Below are 17,694 nucleotides of genomic sequence, written 5' to 3'. Positions count from 1 at the left end.
GCGGCTCCTACGATGGCCAGATGTCCCCCGAGGCACCGCCGGCGTCGAGCCGGGAGGCACGTCGAGGTGCCGTGCCGTGGTGGCACCGGCACCTCGGGGTGCGGGCCCGCTCGACCCTGGCGGCGACGCTCGTCGTCGCGCTGGCCCTGGCGGCGGCCTCGGCGGCGCTGGTGGTGCTGCTGCAGCGCTCACTGGTCGCGGGTATCGACGCGGCCGTCACCACCCGGGCGGAGGAGATCGCCGACCTCGTCCCCGCCGCGGGCCTGGACCGCGCCGACCCCGGTGCCGTCGAGGCCCTGACCGTAGCCGTGGCCGCGGCGTCGGCCCAGGACTCGGTGGTGCAGGTCCTGGCCCCGGACGGTCGGGTCATGGCCTCGAGCGAGGACATCGACGGTGAGGCCGCCCTGAGCCCGGCGCACCCCGCGCCGGGTGAGCTCGTGCGGCAGGACCGGCGCACCCCGGTCGACGACGACCGTTTCCGCCTTGTCGTGACCGCCGCGGACACCGACGCGGGCGTGTACACCGTCGTCGTCGGGCAGTCCCTGGGGGCGGTGGAGGACAGCGTGCAGGCCGTGACGGCATTGGTGGCCGTCGGCTACCCGATCCTGCTGGTGGTGGTCGGCGCGGCCACCTCGTGGTTCGTCGGCCGGTCGCTGCGTCCGGTGGAGGCCATCCGCGCCAAGGTCGCCGGCATCGGCGGACGCGAGCTGACCGAACGCGTCCCGGTCCCCGCGGCACGCGACGAGGTGGCCCGGCTCGCCGTCACCATGAACCAGATGCTCGACCGGCTCGAGGCCGCCCAACGCTCTCAGCGGCAGTTCGTCGCCGACGCCAGCCACGAGCTGCGCAGCCCCATCGCCACGCTCAAGGCCGCGGCCGAGATCGCCCTGGCTCATCCCGACCAGGCCGACGCCGACCCCGCCTCGGTCGCGGCCGGCACCCTCGCCGAGACCAGCCGGCTCGAACGCCTCGTCAACGACCTCCTGCTCCTGGCCCGCGCGGACGAGCGCGGCCTCCACCCGGACCGCCACGAGGTCGACCTCGACGACCTCCTCACCGCCGAGGCGACCCGCCTGCGCGCCACCACCGCCCTTCACGTCACCTCCAGGATCCACGCCGTGCGTGTCCTGGGCGACGCGCACCAGCTCGCCCAGGCGCTGCGCAACCTGGTCGACAACGCCGGTCGGCACGCCACCGCCGAGGTCGGTCTCACCCTGACCCGTGACGGCGCTCACGCCGTGATCGAGGTCAGCGACGACGGACCCGGCATCCCGCAGGCGGACCGCGAACGGGTCTTCGACCGGTTCGTGCGCCTGGACGACAGCCGCCAACGCGCCCGCGGCGGCAGCGGACTAGGCCTGGCCATCGTCCGGGAAATCGCCACCGCCCACCGCGGCACCGTAGCGGTGGTGGACGGCCCGGCCGGAGCCACGCTCCGCCTGACCCTGCCGGTCCACCCCGTGGACCGGTGAGGTCAGGCCTCCCGCATCTCACCGTGCACGCGGTCCGGCATCTCACCGCGCACGCGGTCCCGCATCCCGGAGTAGCGCCACAGGCCCAGCACGGCGATCAGCCACACGCCCCCGACCAACCACGCGGCCAGCACGTCGGTGAGCCAGTGCACACCCAGGTACAGCCGGCTCAGCCCGATCAGGGCGACGAGGACCCCCGTCCCGGCGCCGATCCACACCCGCCGCGACCAGCTCAGGGTCGCCCGGGCCGCCAGGACCGCCAGGACACCGATGATCGCGAGCGAGTTCAGCGAGTGACCCGAGGGGAAGGAGAACCCGCCCTCCCCGGCGACCGCCAGCTCCATCGCCGGTCGGGCCCGGCCGACGAGGTGCTTGCCGGCCAGGGTGATCGCCCCGGAGCCGGCGGCGGTCAGGACCACCAGGCCCGCCGGGGCCCAGCTCCCCGTGCGCCACCTCAGCACACCCGCTCCGGCCAGCGCCAGCAGCGGCAGCAGCACCGGCCCGCCGACGGCGGTGAGCGCCTGCATCGCGACAGTCACCTCGTCGTCGCGGTGGGCCGCGAGCCACTCCAGGACCGGTCGGTCGAGGAGCGCGACGCCGTTGCCGTCCAGGACGTTGTCGAGCACCTCGGCGAACCCCATCGCCAGGACCGCCGCCGCGACGAGGGCGGCCACCACGCCCAGACTGAACGCCGGAACGGCGCCGGCACGGCGCGACACACGAGCCAGGACCGACGCGGCAACGCCCTCGGTCCACCGCACGGCCGCCGCCGACCGGACCCGCCGGCCCGCAGCCGCCACCCGGTCGGGGTGCCGCGCCAGGTACCGAGCCACCGCGACCACCGTCGCGACGGCGACCAGCACGACGAGCAGCAGCAGGCTCGCCCGGCCCAGGTAGGCCTCCACCTTCCGGAACGAGGCGCCGGCGAAGTACCCCAGCAGCACCACGGTGACCGGCCACAACGTCCCCCCGGCCGCGTTGTAGGCCAGGAACCGCCGGTACGGCATCCGCGACATGCCCGCGACGGCCGGCACCAGGGCACGCAGCACACCCACCCACCGGCCCAGGAGCACCGCCGAGCCGCCGCGGCGAGCGAGGTGGTCCTCCCCGCGGGCCCACCGCTGCTCACCGACCATCCGGCCCAGCCGGCTCGCCTTGAGCGCCGGACCACCACGGCGACCGACCTCGTACCCCACCGAGTCCCCCGCGACAGCGGCGAGGACGGCGACCGCGAGCAGCACCACCAGGCTCACCCTGCCCTGACCGGCCAGCACCCCGCCCAGGAACAGGGCGGTCTCCCCGGGCAGGACCAGCCCGACGAACAGCGCCGCCTCCATGAACGCCAACGACCCCACGACCGCGTAGACGGGGACACCGGACAGCGACAGGAGGGAGTCGAGCACGTGCGTCATGTCAGCCGCCGTCGTGAGCCAGGCGGTAGCCCACCCCGCGCACGGTCTCGATGGCCCGGCGACCGAAGGGCAGGTCGATCTTACGGCGCAGGTAGCCGATGTAGACCTCCACCACGTTGGGGTCACCGTCGTAGTGGGCGTCCCACACGCCCTCGAGGATCTCGGTCTTGCTCACCACGTCACCGCGGTGGCGCAGCAGGAACTCCAGCAGACCGAACTCCCGCGGCGTGAGGGACAGCTCCTGCCCGCCCCGCTCCACCCGGCGCCGGGCCGGGTCCAAGGAAAGGTCACCGGCGGCCAGGACCGCCGGGCGCTCAGGAGCGCCGCGGCGGATCAGCGCCCGCAGCCGGGCGACCAGCACGATGAACGAGAACGGCTTGGTCAGATAGTCGTCAGCGCCGAGATCGAACGCGTCGGCCTGGTCATACTCACCGTCCTTCGCCGTGAGCATCAGCACCGGCGTCCACACCCCGGCGGCCCGCAGCTGCTCGCACACCTTGTAGCCGTTCAGCCCAGGCAGCATGATGTCCAGGACGATGACGTCGTAAGCATTCTCCCGGGCTCGCCACAGCCCCTCCACGCCGTCGTGGACGACCTCGACGTTGAACCCCTCGGCCGCCAGGCCACGACGAACCGTGTCCGCGAGCCGCACCTCATCCTCGACCATCAACACGCGCATCAAGACCCCCTCGGCCCCACCCTCTCGCACCGGACCTGAGAACATCCTGAGACGCCGCCCCACGGGATGACGGTCGACCACGACAAGACCATCGTCGAAGCGCAACGATGCCAGAGCAAGCACGACACTCATGAAAGTCGTCCGCAAAAAGTGGCCGATGGCCGACGCATCACTCGGGAAACTGCCCACGAAACCGTGAACGCTCGCCGGCGCTCAGGAAGCGGGTGTCGGCGGGCTCTCGCGCCGAGATCACCAGCCGGCTGCCCAACGGCGCATCTGTGAAAACGTCCACGTAGGACCAGGCGGGTTGCTCGTCGAGACTTTGGCACTCGTCGGCACCACGGTGGCGATTTCCGACCTCTCACCTGTTCGGCGAGCTCGGCCGCAAGCGGCCGGCGATGCAGAGCGCAGAGCCGGTTCTCCCTTCACGCCAAGGACCGCAGGACGGCGACCGTGGTGGTGGTTTCCACGTCCCAGTTGGGGTGGACCCACATGCCGATAGCGGTCTTGATCATGGCCGGCAGCTTCTGGCCGCGGAACCGCTTCCGCGGACCGGGCGGGCGACGGGAGCACCGACAGGGCTTGGCGGTCCCCGCCGCCGCGCGGGCTCCCGAGCCGGGGCACTGACAGCGCTTTCCGTGCGGCGCAAATCGCGTCGAGAGTGTCGGACTTGGCGCCGTGGCGACGCTGGGTGCGTTCAGGTCGGTCGAGCTCGATAACGACCTCCTTGCCCCCCCCCCCCGCTCGAGGTGCCGCGTCAGGCCAGCCGCCGCCAGCGCCCTCGATCGCCCTGGCATGCAGCGCTGCGTACTCGTCGCGAACTCGACCAGATCGGTGTCGGCGGCAGTGTTCCGGCCGCCGCGCCCCAAAACGCGACGCTCCGCACCTCTGGCGAGGAACGGGCCGGCGTTGACCGTGCAAATAAGTACGGAGGTGGTGGGCCGACAGAGTCCTATCGACAGGATCTTGAAAGCCTTAGGGTCATCCGTGCAACGACTTCGGACGTTGACGGCGGATCCAGTTCACAATCTCCGAACGGATAGAGACATCCACGCCGAGTCTTGCTCACCGGCGCCCATTTCCGTTGGGGGCGATGGCTGCTCACTGGGCGAGGAGCGACCGCACTGCCGCGTCCGGTTGTGAGCTCGGGTTTCACATCATGCGCCGACGTAAACCGAGATCGCGGCGAACATCGCGAACCCGGCGGTGAGGAAGATGGGGCCGAGCTGCGAGGTGTCGCCTTCGTGGGCCTCAGTAAGCATCTCCTCCACGACCACGGCGGTCAGTGCCCCACCGGTCAGAGCCAGGACCGAGAGGGTGACGATCTCCGGAGCGCCCCGCAGGGCGAAGTACCCGATGGTGGCGCCCAGCATGATCGGGATCGTGAACGCTACGGCGGCCAGGATGCGTCGACGGCGTGGGATGCCTGCTCGACGCATCGTGGCGATGGCGGCGAACCCTTCGGGCAGATCGGCCGGGACCTGACCGATCGCCAGCAGCAGCCCGAGGGCGGGGTTCAGGAGGGTGCCCGTGCCGATCATCACCCCGTCGCTGAACAGGTCGAGGGACACGCCGGAGAAGATCGTCAGCGCTCTGGACCCCTTGTCGCCGGTGCGCCCGCCGAGTCGGGCGCGGACGACGCCAACGGCGCGGTCCAGGCCGATGAACGCCACCCCGCCGACGACGAACGCAAGCAGGGGCACCCATGGCACCTCCGCAGCCAGCGCCTCGGGCATGAGTTCCAGCCCCACGACGGCCAGGACGATCCCGGCGGCCAGATGCAGCGCGAGGCTGAGGGTGCGTTCCGAGACTCGAAGCACCTCAGCCAGGACGCCGCCGACACAGTTGCCGAGCGCAGGTAGGGCAGCCAGGCCTAGGACCAACCAGAACGAGGGCATCGGCTACTCCTTCCGTGAGCTGGTCGGCAAGGTAGATCGACACTCCCACGCAACCCAGCGTCCATCGTGGAGCTCCGTCACACGGCTTCGGTCGTCTCGTCGGTCTTTGAGCTGGATGTGGCGAGGAGGACGTCTCCGACGCTGGGCAACCCCTGACCGAGCGCGTGCCGCGCGCGTGTCGTCATCTCCTCCAGCTGCACCAGTGGGGTGGCTGGGTGGGTGGTGAGGGTGGCCTGAACGGCCAGGCGGTGCCCGGACCAGCGAAGCCTGAGGTCGCTGACACCCTCGACGTCGGCGACCCCCCGAAGGGCTTCCTCGGCCCGGTCGGTGAGGGTGGGGTCGACACCGTCGAGGATGCGCCGCCCGACATCCCGCGCGGTGCCCCAGAGCAGAATGAGGATGGCTGCGGTGATCAGCAGGCCGACGATGGGGTCAGCCTGGGGAACTCCGACCCACACTCCGATCACACCCAGCACGACGGCCAGGGACGTGAAGCCGTCGGTGCGCGCATGGAGCCCATCAGCGACGAGAGCTGCGGATCCGATGCGCCGACCGGTGCGGATGCGGTAGACCGCGACCGCCTCGTTGCCGAGGAACCCGACGATGCCCGCGGCAAACACCCACCCGAGGTTCTCCAGAGGCTGCGGCTCGGCGAGGCGGCGGATGGACTCCACCCCCGCGATGACCGCCGACAACGCGATCATGGCAACGATGAACAGGCCGGCCAGGTCTTCCGCCCGTCCGTAGCCGTGCGTGTAGCGCCGGGTCGGCGCCCGTCTCCCGAGTGCGAAGGCGATCCAGAGCGGGACAGCCGTCAGCGCGTCGGAGAAGTTGTGGATCGTGTCGGCCAGGAGGGCGACCGAACCGCTGATCGCCACGATGACGAGCTGGGCGGCAGCCGTGATGCCGAGGACGACGAGGCTGATCTTGACAGCACGGATGCCCTGAGAGCTGGCCTCGAGGGCATCATCGATGGAGTCGGCAGCGTCATGACTGTGCGGGACGAACACCTCGTGCAGCCAGCCACGGAACCCGGTGGGGTGCTCGTGGTCGTGATCGTGATCGTGATCGTGGTGATGCTGATCGGCGCCGACGTGACCCTGCGTGCTGGTTTCCACCGGGTGGCCGCGGCGGTGGTGTGAGTCCGTGGGGTGTGCGTTCACGCGTCGTGCTCCTTCCGGTGGTGACGGGGTTGGGCGTCGACGGCGTGCTCGGCTTGGAAGATCGCGTCCACGACGAGCTGACGCACATGCTCGTCGGTCAGCTTGTAGAACACGCGGGTCCCCTCTTGCCGCGTGCTGACCATGCGGGCCAGTCGCAGCTTCGCCAAGTGCTGAGACACGGTCGTGGGTGACTTCCCCACGGCTTGGGCCAGGTCGCTCACTGCCAGCTCCCCCTCGCGCAGGGCGAGGACGATCCGCACCCGCGTCGCGTCGGCCAGCATTGCAAATACCTCGACGGCCAGGTCCACGTACGGCGAGTCGAGCGCAAACCCGCATGTCTTCGAGTCTTCGCGCATTCGTACATCGTCTCATGACCCTGTTGGGTCTGTGCATCGAAGGGGAGGAGTCCCGTTGGCCCGAGTGGCTGATGACGGTGGTCGACATACTGGCGCGCGCGGTCGGTCACCATGCCCGGCGTGGACGAGAACTCCCGCCCACAGTCGTCATGCGGGTCGGGATCTTGTGTCTCTCGGCTTGTGTCTCTCGGCTCGCTTCAGTTAGAGAGGCGAGGAGGGCTTAATCTGCGGGCGGGGGCTGGCGCTGCCGTGGTCGGCGCTGTGGAGGAGTTGATTGTGTGCAGGTCCTTGGACCGGCCGGCACGTACGCCGTTGGCGATGACGACCACCTCGGCGAGCTCGTGGACAAGGACGACCGCGGCCAGGCCGAGCACGCCGGCGAGAGCGAGCGGGATGAGCGCGGCGATCAGGACGAGGGACAGGCCGACGTTCTGAAGCATGATCCGCCGCGAACGACGCGCGTGTGCGAGGGCCTGGGGCAGCAGCCGCAGGTCGTCGCCCATCAGGGCGACGTCGGCGGTCTCGATCGCCACGTCACTGCCCATGGCGCCCATCGCCACGCCGAGGTCGGCGGTGGCCAAGGCGGGTGCGTCGTTGACGCCGTCGCCGACCATCGCCGTGACGCCCCGGGCGCGGAGCGTCCCGACGAGGCGAGACTTGTCCTCGGGACGCAGCTCGGCGTGCACGTTGGTGATTCCGGCCTCTGTGGCCAGCGCCTGGGCGGTGGCCGCGTTGTCCCCGGTCAGCATGGTCACGGTGTAGCCCTCGCGCCGCAGTCGCGCGACCACCTCGGGGGCCTCGGGACGGAGCTCGTCGCGCACGGCGATGGCGCCGAGCACCTGCCCGTCGACCTCCAGGACGACCGCGGTGGCGCCGGCCTGCTGCATGCCGGTGACCTCGGCGGCGAGGCCGTCCGGGTCGATCCACCCAGGACGCCCCAGTCGAACGCGGCGGGCGCCGATGGTGCCGGTCAGTCCGGCACCGGTGACGGCCTCGACGTCGGCCGCTGCCGGCACGCCGTGGGCCGCGGCGAGGATGGCCCTGGCGAGGGGGTGCTCGCTGCGGGCCTCGAGCCCTGCGGCCAGCGAGAGCACCTCCTCGCGGGAGCGTCCCGCGGCCGTGGCGACCCCCACGACCACCGGTCGGTTCTCTGTCAGGGTTCCGGTCTTGTCCAGGGCGATGTTCCGGACCCGTCCCAGGGTCTCCAGGGCGGCCCCACCCTTGATGAGCACACCGAACCGGCTGCCGGCCCCGACCGCGGAGACCACCGCGACCGGGACGGAGATCGCCAGGGCGCACGGGGACGCGGCGACGAGGACCACAAGCGCCCGCTCGATCCACAACTCGGGGTCGCCCCCGAGCGAGCCGATGACGGCGATGAGGGCGGCGAGGACCATGATGCCGGGCACCAGGGGCTTGGCGACCTTGTCGGCCAGCCGCTGGGTCGCACCCTTCCGGGACTGCTCGGCCTCGACGATGTGGACGATCCGCGCCAGGGAGTTGTTCTCCGCGGTCGTGGTGACCTCGACCTCGAGGGCGCCGGTGCCGTTGATGGATCCGGCGTAGACCTCGGCTCCGGGGCCGGCCTCGACGGGCATGGACTCCCCGGTGATGGCCGAGACGTCCAGCGCGGTGCGCCCGGCAAGAACGGTCCCGTCGGTGGCGAGGCGCTCACCGGGCTTGACAAGCATGACCTCGCCGACGCGCAAGTCCTTGGGGGCGACGGCGACCTCGATGCCGTCGCGACGCACGGTGGCCTGCTCAGGGACGAGGGAGAGCAGAGCGCGCAGGCCGCCGCGGGTCTTGGCCAGGGAGTACTCCTCTAGGCCCTCGCTGATGGAGTACAGGAACGCCAGCATCGCGGCCTCCTGCACCTCACCGAGCAGCACCGCGCCGACGGCAGCGATGGTCATCAGGGTGCCGACCCCGATCCGGCCCCTGACCAACGCCCGGAGCGTGCCAGGCACGAAGGTGACCGCGCCCGCCAGCAGGGCGGCGACGTTCAGCCCGAGCGACCAGCCCTCCTGCCCGGACCAGGAGAGCAGGAAGCCGGCGGCCAGCAGCACGCCAGACACCGCGGCCCCACGGATCTCGTCGACGTCCCAGAGCCGCTCGGCCTGGGCCTCACCGTGCTCGTCGTCGTGGTCGGTGCGCTCGTCCTCGTCGTGGGCGCAGCAGGCGTCGCTCATCGGGCGGTCTCCAGGTGCTCGTGAGGCTTCAGGTGCTCGGCGCCCGGGGTGGTGGTGGCCCCGACGCCGTAGTTGGGGCACAGCTCGACGGCATATCCCGTCGAGGCCAACAGCTGCTCCGCCGCCGCCAGCACCGCAAGCAGCTCCGGGGCCGTGGTCAGGGAGAACATCGACGCCCGTCCCTCCGGACGAGAAGTCACCAGGCCGCAGTCCCTCAGACACGCCAGATGTGCGCTGATGGTCGACTGCGCCAGGCCGAGGTGCTCGGTCAGGTCCCGCACCCTGTGCTCGCCCACCGTCAGGTGCTGCAGGATCGCCAGCCGGGCCGGGTCGGACAGGCCATGGAACAGCGCGGCTGCCGGCGCCAACGTGGCGGCATCCACCGCACCGCGCTCATCGCCACTCACGGTTGGTATCGTCATAGGGCGATGTTAGCGCATCCAAGTGGCTCCCCTGTACTCGCCCACGCTCGACGGCTCACGCCCGGCCTCGCACGGCCCGGGCGGCCGCGGAGCGGCCAACGAAGGAACGGGCACGAGGTCATGCACCACCCCCCCGCCACAGGGCGACCGGCTACAGCACGCCCAACCAGTACGTCCTGAACTGGACGAGGATGAGAGTGGCGATGGCCAGGAACCAGCCGGTCAAGAGCACCCCGTGGTACCCGGCCACGCCTTGAGCGACTCGGCGCAACGGCCGCGGGAGGGACACGTGCGCGGCGTCGATGTTGTGCAGGGTGGTGTACCAGAACACCGCGATGGTCACGACCCACACCACCATGCAGTACGGGCATAGCGCCCCGATGCGGTACAGGCTCTGGAAGATCAGCCAGTGCACGAACACAACGCCGAATGTGACGCCGACCTGCAGGCCCAGCCAGAACCAGCGCCGGTACCCGGCCCCGGCAAGGAGCCCCACCCCCACCGTGGTGACGACCGCGAAGCCTGCGACGCCGATGAGCGGGTTCGGCACGCCGAAGGCCTCGGCCTGCGGGGTCGTCATGACCGAGCCGCAGCTGAGCACCGGGTTGATGCTGCAGCTCGGCACGTAGCTGGGGTCGGCGATCAGGGCAAGCTTCTCGACGAGCAGCACCACGGCCGCGACCAGACCCACCAGCCCGCCCAGTGCCAGCAGCACCGCCAGGTGACGAGGTGCGCCACCGTCGGGGCGCGCCGCGACGTCGTCGGTGGCGCCAGCGCGCGGAGCGGGTGCGGCCACCGGGTCAGCCCTCAAGGGCGGCGTCGATCAGCGCACGGAACTCGTCGGTGGACGCCGGTGAGATCATCTCGCCGTTGAGGAAGAACGTGGGGGTGCCCTGCACCCCCAGGGTCAGGCCGTCGGACATGTCCTGCTGGACGCGTTCCAGCGTCGACGGGTCCGCCACCGCCTTGTCGTAAGCCGTCATGTCGAGCCCGAGGTCCTCGGCGAAGGTGCGGAACAGGTCGGCCTTGGAGGTCTGCTGCTCCCCCACTCGGCCTGGGTCTCATACATCCGCTGGTACATCGCCTCGAACTTTCCCTGCTGGGCCGCCGCCTCGACGGCCAGCGCGGCGTTCTCGGCGTTGGCGTGACTGGCGATCGGGAAGTAGCGGGCGACGAAGGTCACCCGGCCGGCGTAGTCCTCGCGGAGCTGCTCGACGAAGGGGTAGGCCGCTCCGCACGCCTCGCACTCAAAGTCGAGGAACTCCACGAGCGTGACCCGACCATCAGAAGCGGTGGAGAGTCGGTGACTGTTCTCTCGCACCACCGGGGCCGCGACGAGCTCGTCGCTCTTACCGCCTGCCGTCTGATCACTGCCCGACCGACCGACCAGGACCACCGCCAGGGCGACGGCGATGACGAAGACCGCGACCAGCACGGCCGACAACTTCACATTCCTGCTCACTGCGAACCAGGCTCCTGCCCCGGCGGAATCCCGCCGTCCAGACATCACGAATCGTGGTGGGGCGGAGGCGTTCCGCACCGACGGTTAGGGAAACACACAACGGCCTGTCGGGGACACACCCAGGGGCAGCGCTTGGCGTGCATCGGGGCGGGTCAAGTCCTCGGCGGGGCGCTCGGGAGAAGGCTGCTCCTTACCTGCCGGGCGCTCGGCCAGCGCGGCATCGACGCGTCGACGCGTCGACGCTGCGCGCCTCGGGCTCTGTCCTCCGCGAAAGCGGGACTGGTCAAGTCCTCTGGGGTGGTGTACGGGTTCGGCGTGATTCCTTCGTGGGGTGTTAGGCGCTGATGGCGCCGGCGATGGCGGGGTCCTCCTGTTCGGTCTCGGTGGTGGTGATGAGGCTCAGGCGGGCTTTGGCGAGGGCGTCGAGGCCGAAGTAGCGGCGGCCTTCGGCCCATTCGTCGTGCTGCTCGGCGAGCACGGCCCCGACGAGGCGGATGATGCTGGTGCGGTCGGGGAAGATGCCGACGACGTCGGTGCGGCGGCGGATCTCGCGGTTGAGGCGCTCGTTGGGGTTGTTGGACCAGATCTGGCGCCACAGGGCCTTGGGGAAGCCGGTGAAGGCCAGGATGTCGCCGCGGGCGTCGTCGAGGTGGGCGTGGACGTCGGGCAGCTGGGTCTCGACGGCGTCGAGGAGCTTGTCGAACTGGGCCTGGACGGCGGGGGCGTCGACCTGGTCGTAGACCGAGTGCAGCATGGCCTTCACGGCCGGCCAGGACGCCTTGGGGCACTTGGCCATGAGGTTCGCCGCGTAGTGCGTGCGGCACCGCTGCCACGCCGCCCCGGGCAGGGTCGCCCCGATGGCCTCGACCAGGCCGGCGTGGGCGTCGGACGTCACGAGCTTGACCCCGGTCAGGCCCCGGGCGACGAGGTCACGGAAGAACGCCAGCCACCCCGCCCCGGACTCGGCCGTGGCGACCTGGACACCGAGGACCTCGCGGTGGCCGTCGGCGTTGACGCCGGTGGCGACCAGGACGGCGACCTTGACCACCCGGCCACCCTCGCGGACCCGCATCGTGAGCGCGTCCGCGGCGAGGAACGTGTACGGGCCGGCGTCCAGCGGCCGGGTGCGGAAGTCCTCGACCTGGGCGTCGAGGTCCTTGGCCATCTGTGAGACCTGGGACCTGCTCAGCCCGGTGATCCCCAGGGTCTGGACGAGCTTGTCCATCCGCCGGGTGGAGACGCCCAGGAGGTAGCAGGTCGCCACCACGCTGGTCAGGGCCGCCTCGGCGCGGCGGCGCCGCTCGAGGAGCCAGTCGGGGAAGTAGGACCCGGTGCGCAGCTTCGGGATCGCGACGTCGATGGTCCCGGCGCGGGTGTCGAAGTCGCGGTGGCGGTAGCCGTTGCGCCGGTTGGTGCGCTCGTCCGAGACCTGCCCCCACGCTGCACCACACACGGCGTCGGCGTCGGCGGAGAGCAGGGCGTTGATGAACGTGGTGAGCAGCTGGCGCAGCAGGTCCGGGGACGCCTGGGCAAGGTGGTCCTGGAGAATCCGGGCAGGGTCGATACTGGAAGGAGCGGTCATCGCAGTCGGTCCTTTTCGAGAGTGCTGTGGAAGGTTCACTCGAAGGATCACGCGGTGACCGCACTCGTCTACGACGACACGCTCACCGAGCTACCGGTACACCACTCTGCTGGACGCAACTGCGGGACTCTCAGTGGACGTGTGGAACAGGTCACGAGATCGACGAGACGGTCTTTCCAGGCATCGCCTGGCCGTTACCCTTTCGTGACACATTGCTGCGGCCCGACCCCGGGCCGGCCCTGTCTGTTTCGCGGAGGCTTTGATCCATGTCGGACGCTGCTGTGCCCGAGGAGGTCCGGGTACCGCTGACCCGACGGCACATCCGACATCAGGCAGAGCGCTCCCGCGCTGCGCAGCGCGACCATGCGGCGCCCTCAGGTGTACCACCGCAGTCGAGCCGGACCGATATGGGAAGCCGACAGCGCAAGCGACACGCGGACCACGGCGCTGACACACCGACCGAAGAGGTCGCCCAGCTGCCGGCAAGGTCTCGCCGGGAGCTGCGTTCCCAGTCGGACGTTTGCAAGAAGGATGACCGTCGCCCTCGGCACCTACTCCCGCGCGCGGCCGTGCTGACCGTGCTGGGGCTGACGACGGTTGCCGCTCCGGTCCTGGGACTGGACGGGACTGACCATTCCGCCCATGCGCACGTGCCGGCCTCGGCGGCCGCACCCGCGGTGCAGACCCAGCCCAGCGTGCTGGACCTCCTCGACTCCCGGGCCGCCACAGCCCAGCCTTCCAGCCCCACGCCGCAGAGCCTGCTGGCCACCCCGACGGCACAGGCGCGGGCCGAGTCGGTGCCCGCATCTCGGGCGGCCGAGCGCGGCGCCCTCGACGGCGTGAACGTCGAGGGAGCACACGGAACGATGGCCGCCGCGGTGCCCGAGAAGGAGATCGTCATGCCGCTCCCCCAGGGAGCGTTCCGCAAGACCTCCTCCTACGGCGGGCGCGCGGACCCGTTCACCGGCGGGTCGTCCGCGCACACCGGCATCGACCTCGCGGCACCGCTGGACACCCCCATCCACGCCGTCGCCGACGGCGTGGTCGACTACGTCGGTCCGGGCAGGGCCGGCCGCTCGAGCATGATCATCGTCCTCAAGCACGAGATCGATGGCCAAGTGGTCTACAGCTGGTACAACCACATGTACGCCAGCGGCCTCTACGTCGAGGTGGGCCAGCAGGTCCAGGCCGGCGACGTCATCGCCGGCGTCGGCAACAACGGCCGGTCCACCGGGCCGCACCTGCACTTCGAGATCCACACCGACGACGACCTGACCACGACCGACCCGCTGGCCTGGCTCCGCGAGCAGGGGGCGGTCGACGTCAGCGAGCTCCCCTGAACAGACAGGGACGCCCGGCTCACTCGACCGGCTACGCCTGGGATCTTGATCACTCGCGCTCTCACGTATGTGGCTGTCTGGCACAGCTTGCCTATGGTGGCCTGCATGCCCGCCACCGCCACCCCGAGCCCCGTCTCGCCCCGGACACGGCCGGCCGCGACCCGCGCCGCCCAGCTCTTCCTGCTGACCCTGCTCGGTGTCGCAGGATTGGTCACCGCACCGAGCGCGCGTGCGCACGACACGCTCATCGAGGCCAGCCCCTGCCAGGACGCCGTCGTCGAGGAACCCCCCACCGAGGTGGCCCTGACCTTCAGCGCCGAGATCCTCGACCTGCCCACCACCATCGTCGTGACCGCTGCCGGCGGCGCAGTCGTGGCCGAGGGCACGCCCGTGGTCGACGGCCAAGCGGTCCGACTCGCCCTGCCGCCGAACCTGCCGAACGGCGACTACGACGTCACCTGGTCCGTCGTCTCCTCCGACGGGCACCGCACCGAGGACAGGTACACATTCACACTCGCAGCCGACAACGATGCGACACCGTCGGAGTCCGCCACGGAGAGCACCCCCAAGACTGCCCCCCAACCGTCCGCACAGACATCCCAGGCGAACCCGACACCGGACACGGACGCCGATACAGCTGCGCAGGACGACGCCGCCGACGACTGGATGCCTTCCTGGACCACCATCCTCCTCGTGCAGGCCGGCATCGTGGTGCTCGCCATCGCGGCGGCCCTGGCCTACAAGCGCTGGCGGACTGGCCGCTGACCCCCACGAGTCGGCGACCTGCCCGTCAGGTGTCCGGCACGCGTTATCGTGACCGGGTGGTGGCCTACAGGCTCGGCGCTAGCCGAGGCAGGGCACGCTCACCACGTCCAACCTCGAGGATCAGGTAGCAGACCGTGACCAAGAACAAGCAGGCGCAGGCTCGCGCCGCCCAGGTCGCCGCGATGCGGGCCGAGCAGGCCCGCAAGGACCGCCGCCACCGAAACCTGATCATCGCCGCCGTCTCCCTGATCTGCGTCGGGCTGATCGCCGCGGTGGCGATCCCCCTCGCGGGTGCCTCCCGTCAGCGGGCTGCCGTTGAAGCCGCAGCCAGCGCCCCGATCGACGGGGTCGAGGAGTTCGCAGACCTGAGCGCGAACCACGTCACCGGAAACGTGGACTACCCGATGGCACCCGCCGCTGGCGGGGACCACGACCAGGCGTGGCAGAACTGCGGCGTCTACACCGAACCGGTGCCGGACGAGAACGCCGTGCACTCCCTTGAGCACGGCGCGGTGTGGATCGCCTACTCACCCGACCTACCGGCGGACCAGGCCGATGCGTTGACCGGCAAGGCCGAGAACCAGCCGTACGTGCTGGTCAGCCCCTACGAGAACACCGACTCCCCGATCGTGCTGAGCGCCTGGGGCCTCCAGCTCGCCGTCAAGGATGCCGACGACCCACGCATCGACACGTTCCTGGCCAGGCACCTCCAGGGAGAGCAGACCCCGGAGCCCGGCGCGGCGTGCTTCAGCGGCGTCGGAACACCGGCAGTGTGACCATGCCCCTCCCAGACCCGACCAACAGCGGAACGCCGACCCCTCCACCGGACGAGGTAACCGGACAGCCCGCTGCACGGGCCCTGCCGCTCCCGGTGACCGCGTGGGCCGCGCTCCTTCTGGTCGCCCTCGCTGCCGTTGTCGGACTTATCGCCGGGTCACGGCTAGGCACAGGCGCGGCCGTCCCGAGCACCGGTTCGGTCGATGCCGGTTTCGCCCGCGATATGGGCGCCCACCACTCCCAGGCCGTGCAGATGTCCGTGCTCGTCCGCGATCGCACAGAGGACCCCGAGGTCCGCGCACTCGCCCTCGACATCATCCTCACCCAGCAGCAGCAGGCCGGACAGATGTTCGGCTGGCTCGAGCTGTGGGGCCTGCCCCAGTCCTCCCAAAAGCCACCCATGGCCTGGATGCAGGACAACCACGCGAACATGTCGGAGCCCGACGAAGGCACCACCGCAGCCATGCCGGGCATGGCCAGTCAGGACGACCTCAACAAGCTCGCGACGGCGAGCGGGCGCGACGCCGAGCGGCTGTACCTCCAGCTGATGATTCCCCATCACCAGGGCGGTGTCGAGATGGCTCAGTACGCCGCGAACGAGGCGACGGAAGAGGTTGTCAGTGACCTGGCGGTGACCATCGTCAACGCCCAAACCGCAGAACTCGCCGTACTGAACAACCTCCTCAACGCCCGAGGTGGTCCGCTGCCCGAGTGACGGCTGGACCCGCTAAGGCCGCGGTCCTCCATACCCGTCCGCGAAAGAAGATGATGTAACGTCTGCAGAACTGCTCAGATGTGGAGGATGTAATGGGTCATGTCACGCCGCTCGACGCCTGCGCGGTCGTCGCGGTCCATCCCGACAAGGTGGCCCTGACGCAGGAGAACATCCCCGACCTTAGCGAGACGGCCCGGCTGGCCGCCCTGTTCAAGCTCCTCGGCGATCCACGCCGCGCACGGATCCTGTACGCCCTGCTCGAGGCCGGGGAGCTGTGCGTGTGCGACCTGGCCGCCTCGGTCGAGGTGCCGGAGACCGCGGTCTCCCAGTCCCTGCGGCTGCTGCGAACCGCTGGGGTGGTCGACAACCGCCGCGACGGCCGGATGGTGTACTACCGGCTGGCCGACGCTCACGTGCGGATGCTGCTGGACCTCTCCCGCGAGCACACCCGCCACGAGGAGCGGCCCTGATGGGCGCCGGGCACAGTCACGGGCCCACGCCCGTGGTCGGGCACGCCGGCGGGCGCTACCGCACCCGCCTGGCCGGCGCCTTCGGCCTGACCGCAACCTTCTTCCTCGTCGAGCTCGTCGCGGGATTCCTGTCCGGGTCGCTGGCGCTGATCTCCGACGCCGGGCACATGGCGGCCGACGTGGTGGCCCTGGGCGCCGCCCTGGTGGCCACCCGTATCGCGACCCGCCCGGACACGACCGGGCGCCGGACCTACGGGTCCTACCGGGCCGAGGTCTTCGCCTCGGGACTGACGGTGCTGATCATGCTGGGCGTTGGCGCCTACGTCCTGCTCGAGGCGGTCAGCCGGGTCGATGAGGCTCCCGAGGTGACCTCGGGGACGATGCTCGTCGTCGGGCTGATCGGGCTGGTCATCAACATCGTCTCGATGCTGCTCCTGCGCGGCGGTTCCAAGGAGAGCCTGAACGTCAAGGGCGCCTACTTCGAGGTGGTCGCCGACGCCGCCGGGTCGGTGGGCGTCATGGTCGCCGGCGTGCTGATCATGGCCACCGGGCAACCGGTGTGGGACGTGGTGGTTGCGGCGCTGATCGCCGTCTTCGTCATCGTCCGGGCTATCTCGCTCGGGCGGCAGGTGCTCGGCGTGCTCGGCCAGCACGCCCCCGCCGGCATGGATCCCGAGGCGGTGGCCAGCCTGCTCGGTGACGTCCCCGGGGTCGCCGATGTCCACGACCTGCACCTGTGGACGCTGACCTCCGGGATGAACGTCGCCACCGCCCATCTGGTCGCAACCCCCGGAGCGGACCAGCACGCCGTGCTCGGCGCCTCGCGAGACGTCCTGCGCGACACGTACGGAATCGAGCACGCCACCTTGCAGGTCGAGCCAGCCGACCACGGAGGCTGCAACGACCTGACCTGGTAAACCAGAGAAACCAACAGGTCTGCTCCCGGTGCAAGAAGACAGCGTCGACCCGTGGACGCACGAAAAACAGTTCGT

Annotated in this window: 16 protein-coding genes and 1 pseudogene; 7 read left to right on the top strand and 10 right to left on the bottom strand. The window is 70.5% G+C overall.

Annotation, left to right across the window (positions count from 1 at the left end; all coding sequences use genetic code 11):
• The first annotated feature begins 20 nt into the window (after positions 1-20).
• Positions 21-1,472, top strand: a complete 1,452-nt coding sequence (locus EDD32_RS12610; RefSeq protein WP_123917986.1) for a sensor histidine kinase — start codon at positions 21-23, stop codon at positions 1,470-1,472.
• A 2-nt stretch (positions 1,473-1,474) separates the two neighbouring features.
• On the opposite strand, the gene EDD32_RS12605 is transcribed toward EDD32_RS12610, so the two are convergent.
• The 10 genes and pseudogenes from EDD32_RS12605 to EDD32_RS12555 form a co-directional block, all read right to left on the bottom strand.
• On the bottom strand, positions 1,475-2,884 hold the full coding sequence (locus EDD32_RS12605; RefSeq protein WP_123917984.1) for a bifunctional DedA family/phosphatase PAP2 family protein: 1,410 nt from the start codon (positions 2,882-2,884) through the stop codon (positions 1,475-1,477).
• Position 2,885: 1 nt separating this feature from the next.
• Positions 2,886-3,563 (bottom strand): response regulator transcription factor, encoded by a 678-nt coding sequence (locus tag EDD32_RS12600; RefSeq protein ID WP_123917982.1) that lies wholly within the window; start codon positions 3,561-3,563, stop codon positions 2,886-2,888.
• Positions 3,564-4,720: 1,157 nt separating this feature from the next.
• Positions 4,721-5,461 carry a ZIP family metal transporter gene (locus EDD32_RS12590; protein WP_123917980.1) on the bottom strand — a complete coding sequence of 247 codons (741 nt, stop codon included), beginning with the start codon at positions 5,459-5,461 and terminating at the stop codon, positions 4,721-4,723.
• Between the two features lie 77 nt (positions 5,462-5,538).
• The gene (locus tag EDD32_RS12585) at positions 5,539-6,624 is read right to left on the bottom strand and encodes a cation diffusion facilitator family transporter (protein ID WP_425459485.1); all 1,086 of its coding nucleotides are present in this window, start codon (positions 6,622-6,624) and stop codon (positions 5,539-5,541) included.
• Positions 6,621-6,980, bottom strand: coding sequence for an ArsR/SmtB family transcription factor (locus EDD32_RS12580; RefSeq protein WP_123917978.1), 360 nt, complete (start codon positions 6,978-6,980; stop codon positions 6,621-6,623). The genes EDD32_RS12585 and EDD32_RS12580 overlap by 4 nt, the downstream gene beginning before the upstream one ends.
• A gap of 197 nt (positions 6,981-7,177) precedes the next feature.
• On the bottom strand, positions 7,178-9,169 hold the full coding sequence (locus tag EDD32_RS12575; protein WP_123917976.1) for a heavy metal translocating P-type ATPase: 1,992 nt from the start codon (positions 9,167-9,169) through the stop codon (positions 7,178-7,180).
• Positions 9,166-9,591, bottom strand: coding sequence for an ArsR/SmtB family transcription factor (locus EDD32_RS12570; RefSeq protein WP_123917974.1), 426 nt, complete (start codon positions 9,589-9,591; stop codon positions 9,166-9,168). The genes EDD32_RS12575 and EDD32_RS12570 overlap by 4 nt, the downstream gene beginning before the upstream one ends.
• Before the next feature lie 151 nt (positions 9,592-9,742).
• Positions 9,743-10,387 carry a vitamin K epoxide reductase family protein gene (locus EDD32_RS12565; RefSeq protein ID WP_342771409.1) on the bottom strand — a complete coding sequence of 215 codons (645 nt, stop codon included), beginning with the start codon at positions 10,385-10,387 and terminating at the stop codon, positions 9,743-9,745.
• 4 nt (positions 10,388-10,391) lie between these two features.
• Positions 10,392-11,053 (bottom strand): annotated as a pseudogene (locus tag EDD32_RS12560) (DsbA family protein).
• A gap of 334 nt (positions 11,054-11,387) precedes the next feature.
• Positions 11,388-12,635: an IS256 family transposase gene (locus EDD32_RS12555; RefSeq protein ID WP_123916160.1), complete on the bottom strand. Its 1,248-nt coding sequence runs from the start codon at positions 12,633-12,635 to the stop codon at positions 11,388-11,390.
• 650 nt (positions 12,636-13,285) lie between these two features.
• Here EDD32_RS12555 and EDD32_RS18855 point away from each other — a divergent pair.
• The 6 genes from EDD32_RS18855 to EDD32_RS12525 all read left to right on the top strand — a co-directional run bounded on the left by EDD32_RS18855 (position 13,286) and on the right by EDD32_RS12525 (position 17,619).
• Positions 13,286-13,975 carry a M23 family metallopeptidase gene (locus EDD32_RS18855; RefSeq protein WP_170175282.1) on the top strand — a complete coding sequence of 230 codons (690 nt, stop codon included), beginning with the start codon at positions 13,286-13,288 and terminating at the stop codon, positions 13,973-13,975.
• A 105-nt stretch (positions 13,976-14,080) separates the two neighbouring features.
• Positions 14,081-14,740 carry a copper resistance CopC family protein gene (locus tag EDD32_RS12545; RefSeq protein ID WP_170175281.1) on the top strand — a complete coding sequence of 220 codons (660 nt, stop codon included), beginning with the start codon at positions 14,081-14,083 and terminating at the stop codon, positions 14,738-14,740.
• A gap of 134 nt (positions 14,741-14,874) precedes the next feature.
• Complete coding sequence (locus EDD32_RS12540) at positions 14,875-15,516, top strand: thioredoxin-like domain-containing protein (RefSeq protein WP_246006116.1); 642 nt, start codon at positions 14,875-14,877, stop codon at positions 15,514-15,516.
• A gap of 2 nt (positions 15,517-15,518) precedes the next feature.
• Positions 15,519-16,232 (top strand): DUF305 domain-containing protein, encoded by a 714-nt coding sequence (locus tag EDD32_RS12535; RefSeq protein ID WP_123920513.1) that lies wholly within the window; start codon positions 15,519-15,521, stop codon positions 16,230-16,232.
• Between the two features lie 92 nt (positions 16,233-16,324).
• Positions 16,325-16,702, top strand: coding sequence for an ArsR/SmtB family transcription factor (locus EDD32_RS12530; RefSeq protein ID WP_123917969.1), 378 nt, complete (start codon positions 16,325-16,327; stop codon positions 16,700-16,702).
• Positions 16,702-17,619 carry a cation diffusion facilitator family transporter gene (locus tag EDD32_RS12525; protein ID WP_123917967.1) on the top strand — a complete coding sequence of 306 codons (918 nt, stop codon included), beginning with the start codon at positions 16,702-16,704 and terminating at the stop codon, positions 17,617-17,619. Before EDD32_RS12530 ends, EDD32_RS12525 begins: the two co-directional genes overlap by 1 nt.
• Positions 17,620-17,694: the final 75 nt, after the last annotated feature.

Origin of the sequence: Georgenia muralis, from assembly GCF_003814705.1 — a bacterium.
GTDB classification, from domain to species: domain Bacteria; phylum Actinomycetota; class Actinomycetes; order Actinomycetales; family Actinomycetaceae; genus Georgenia; species Georgenia muralis.
The sequence above is the reverse complement of the archived record's forward strand: the minus strand, read 5'-3'. Positions and strand labels throughout refer to the sequence as shown.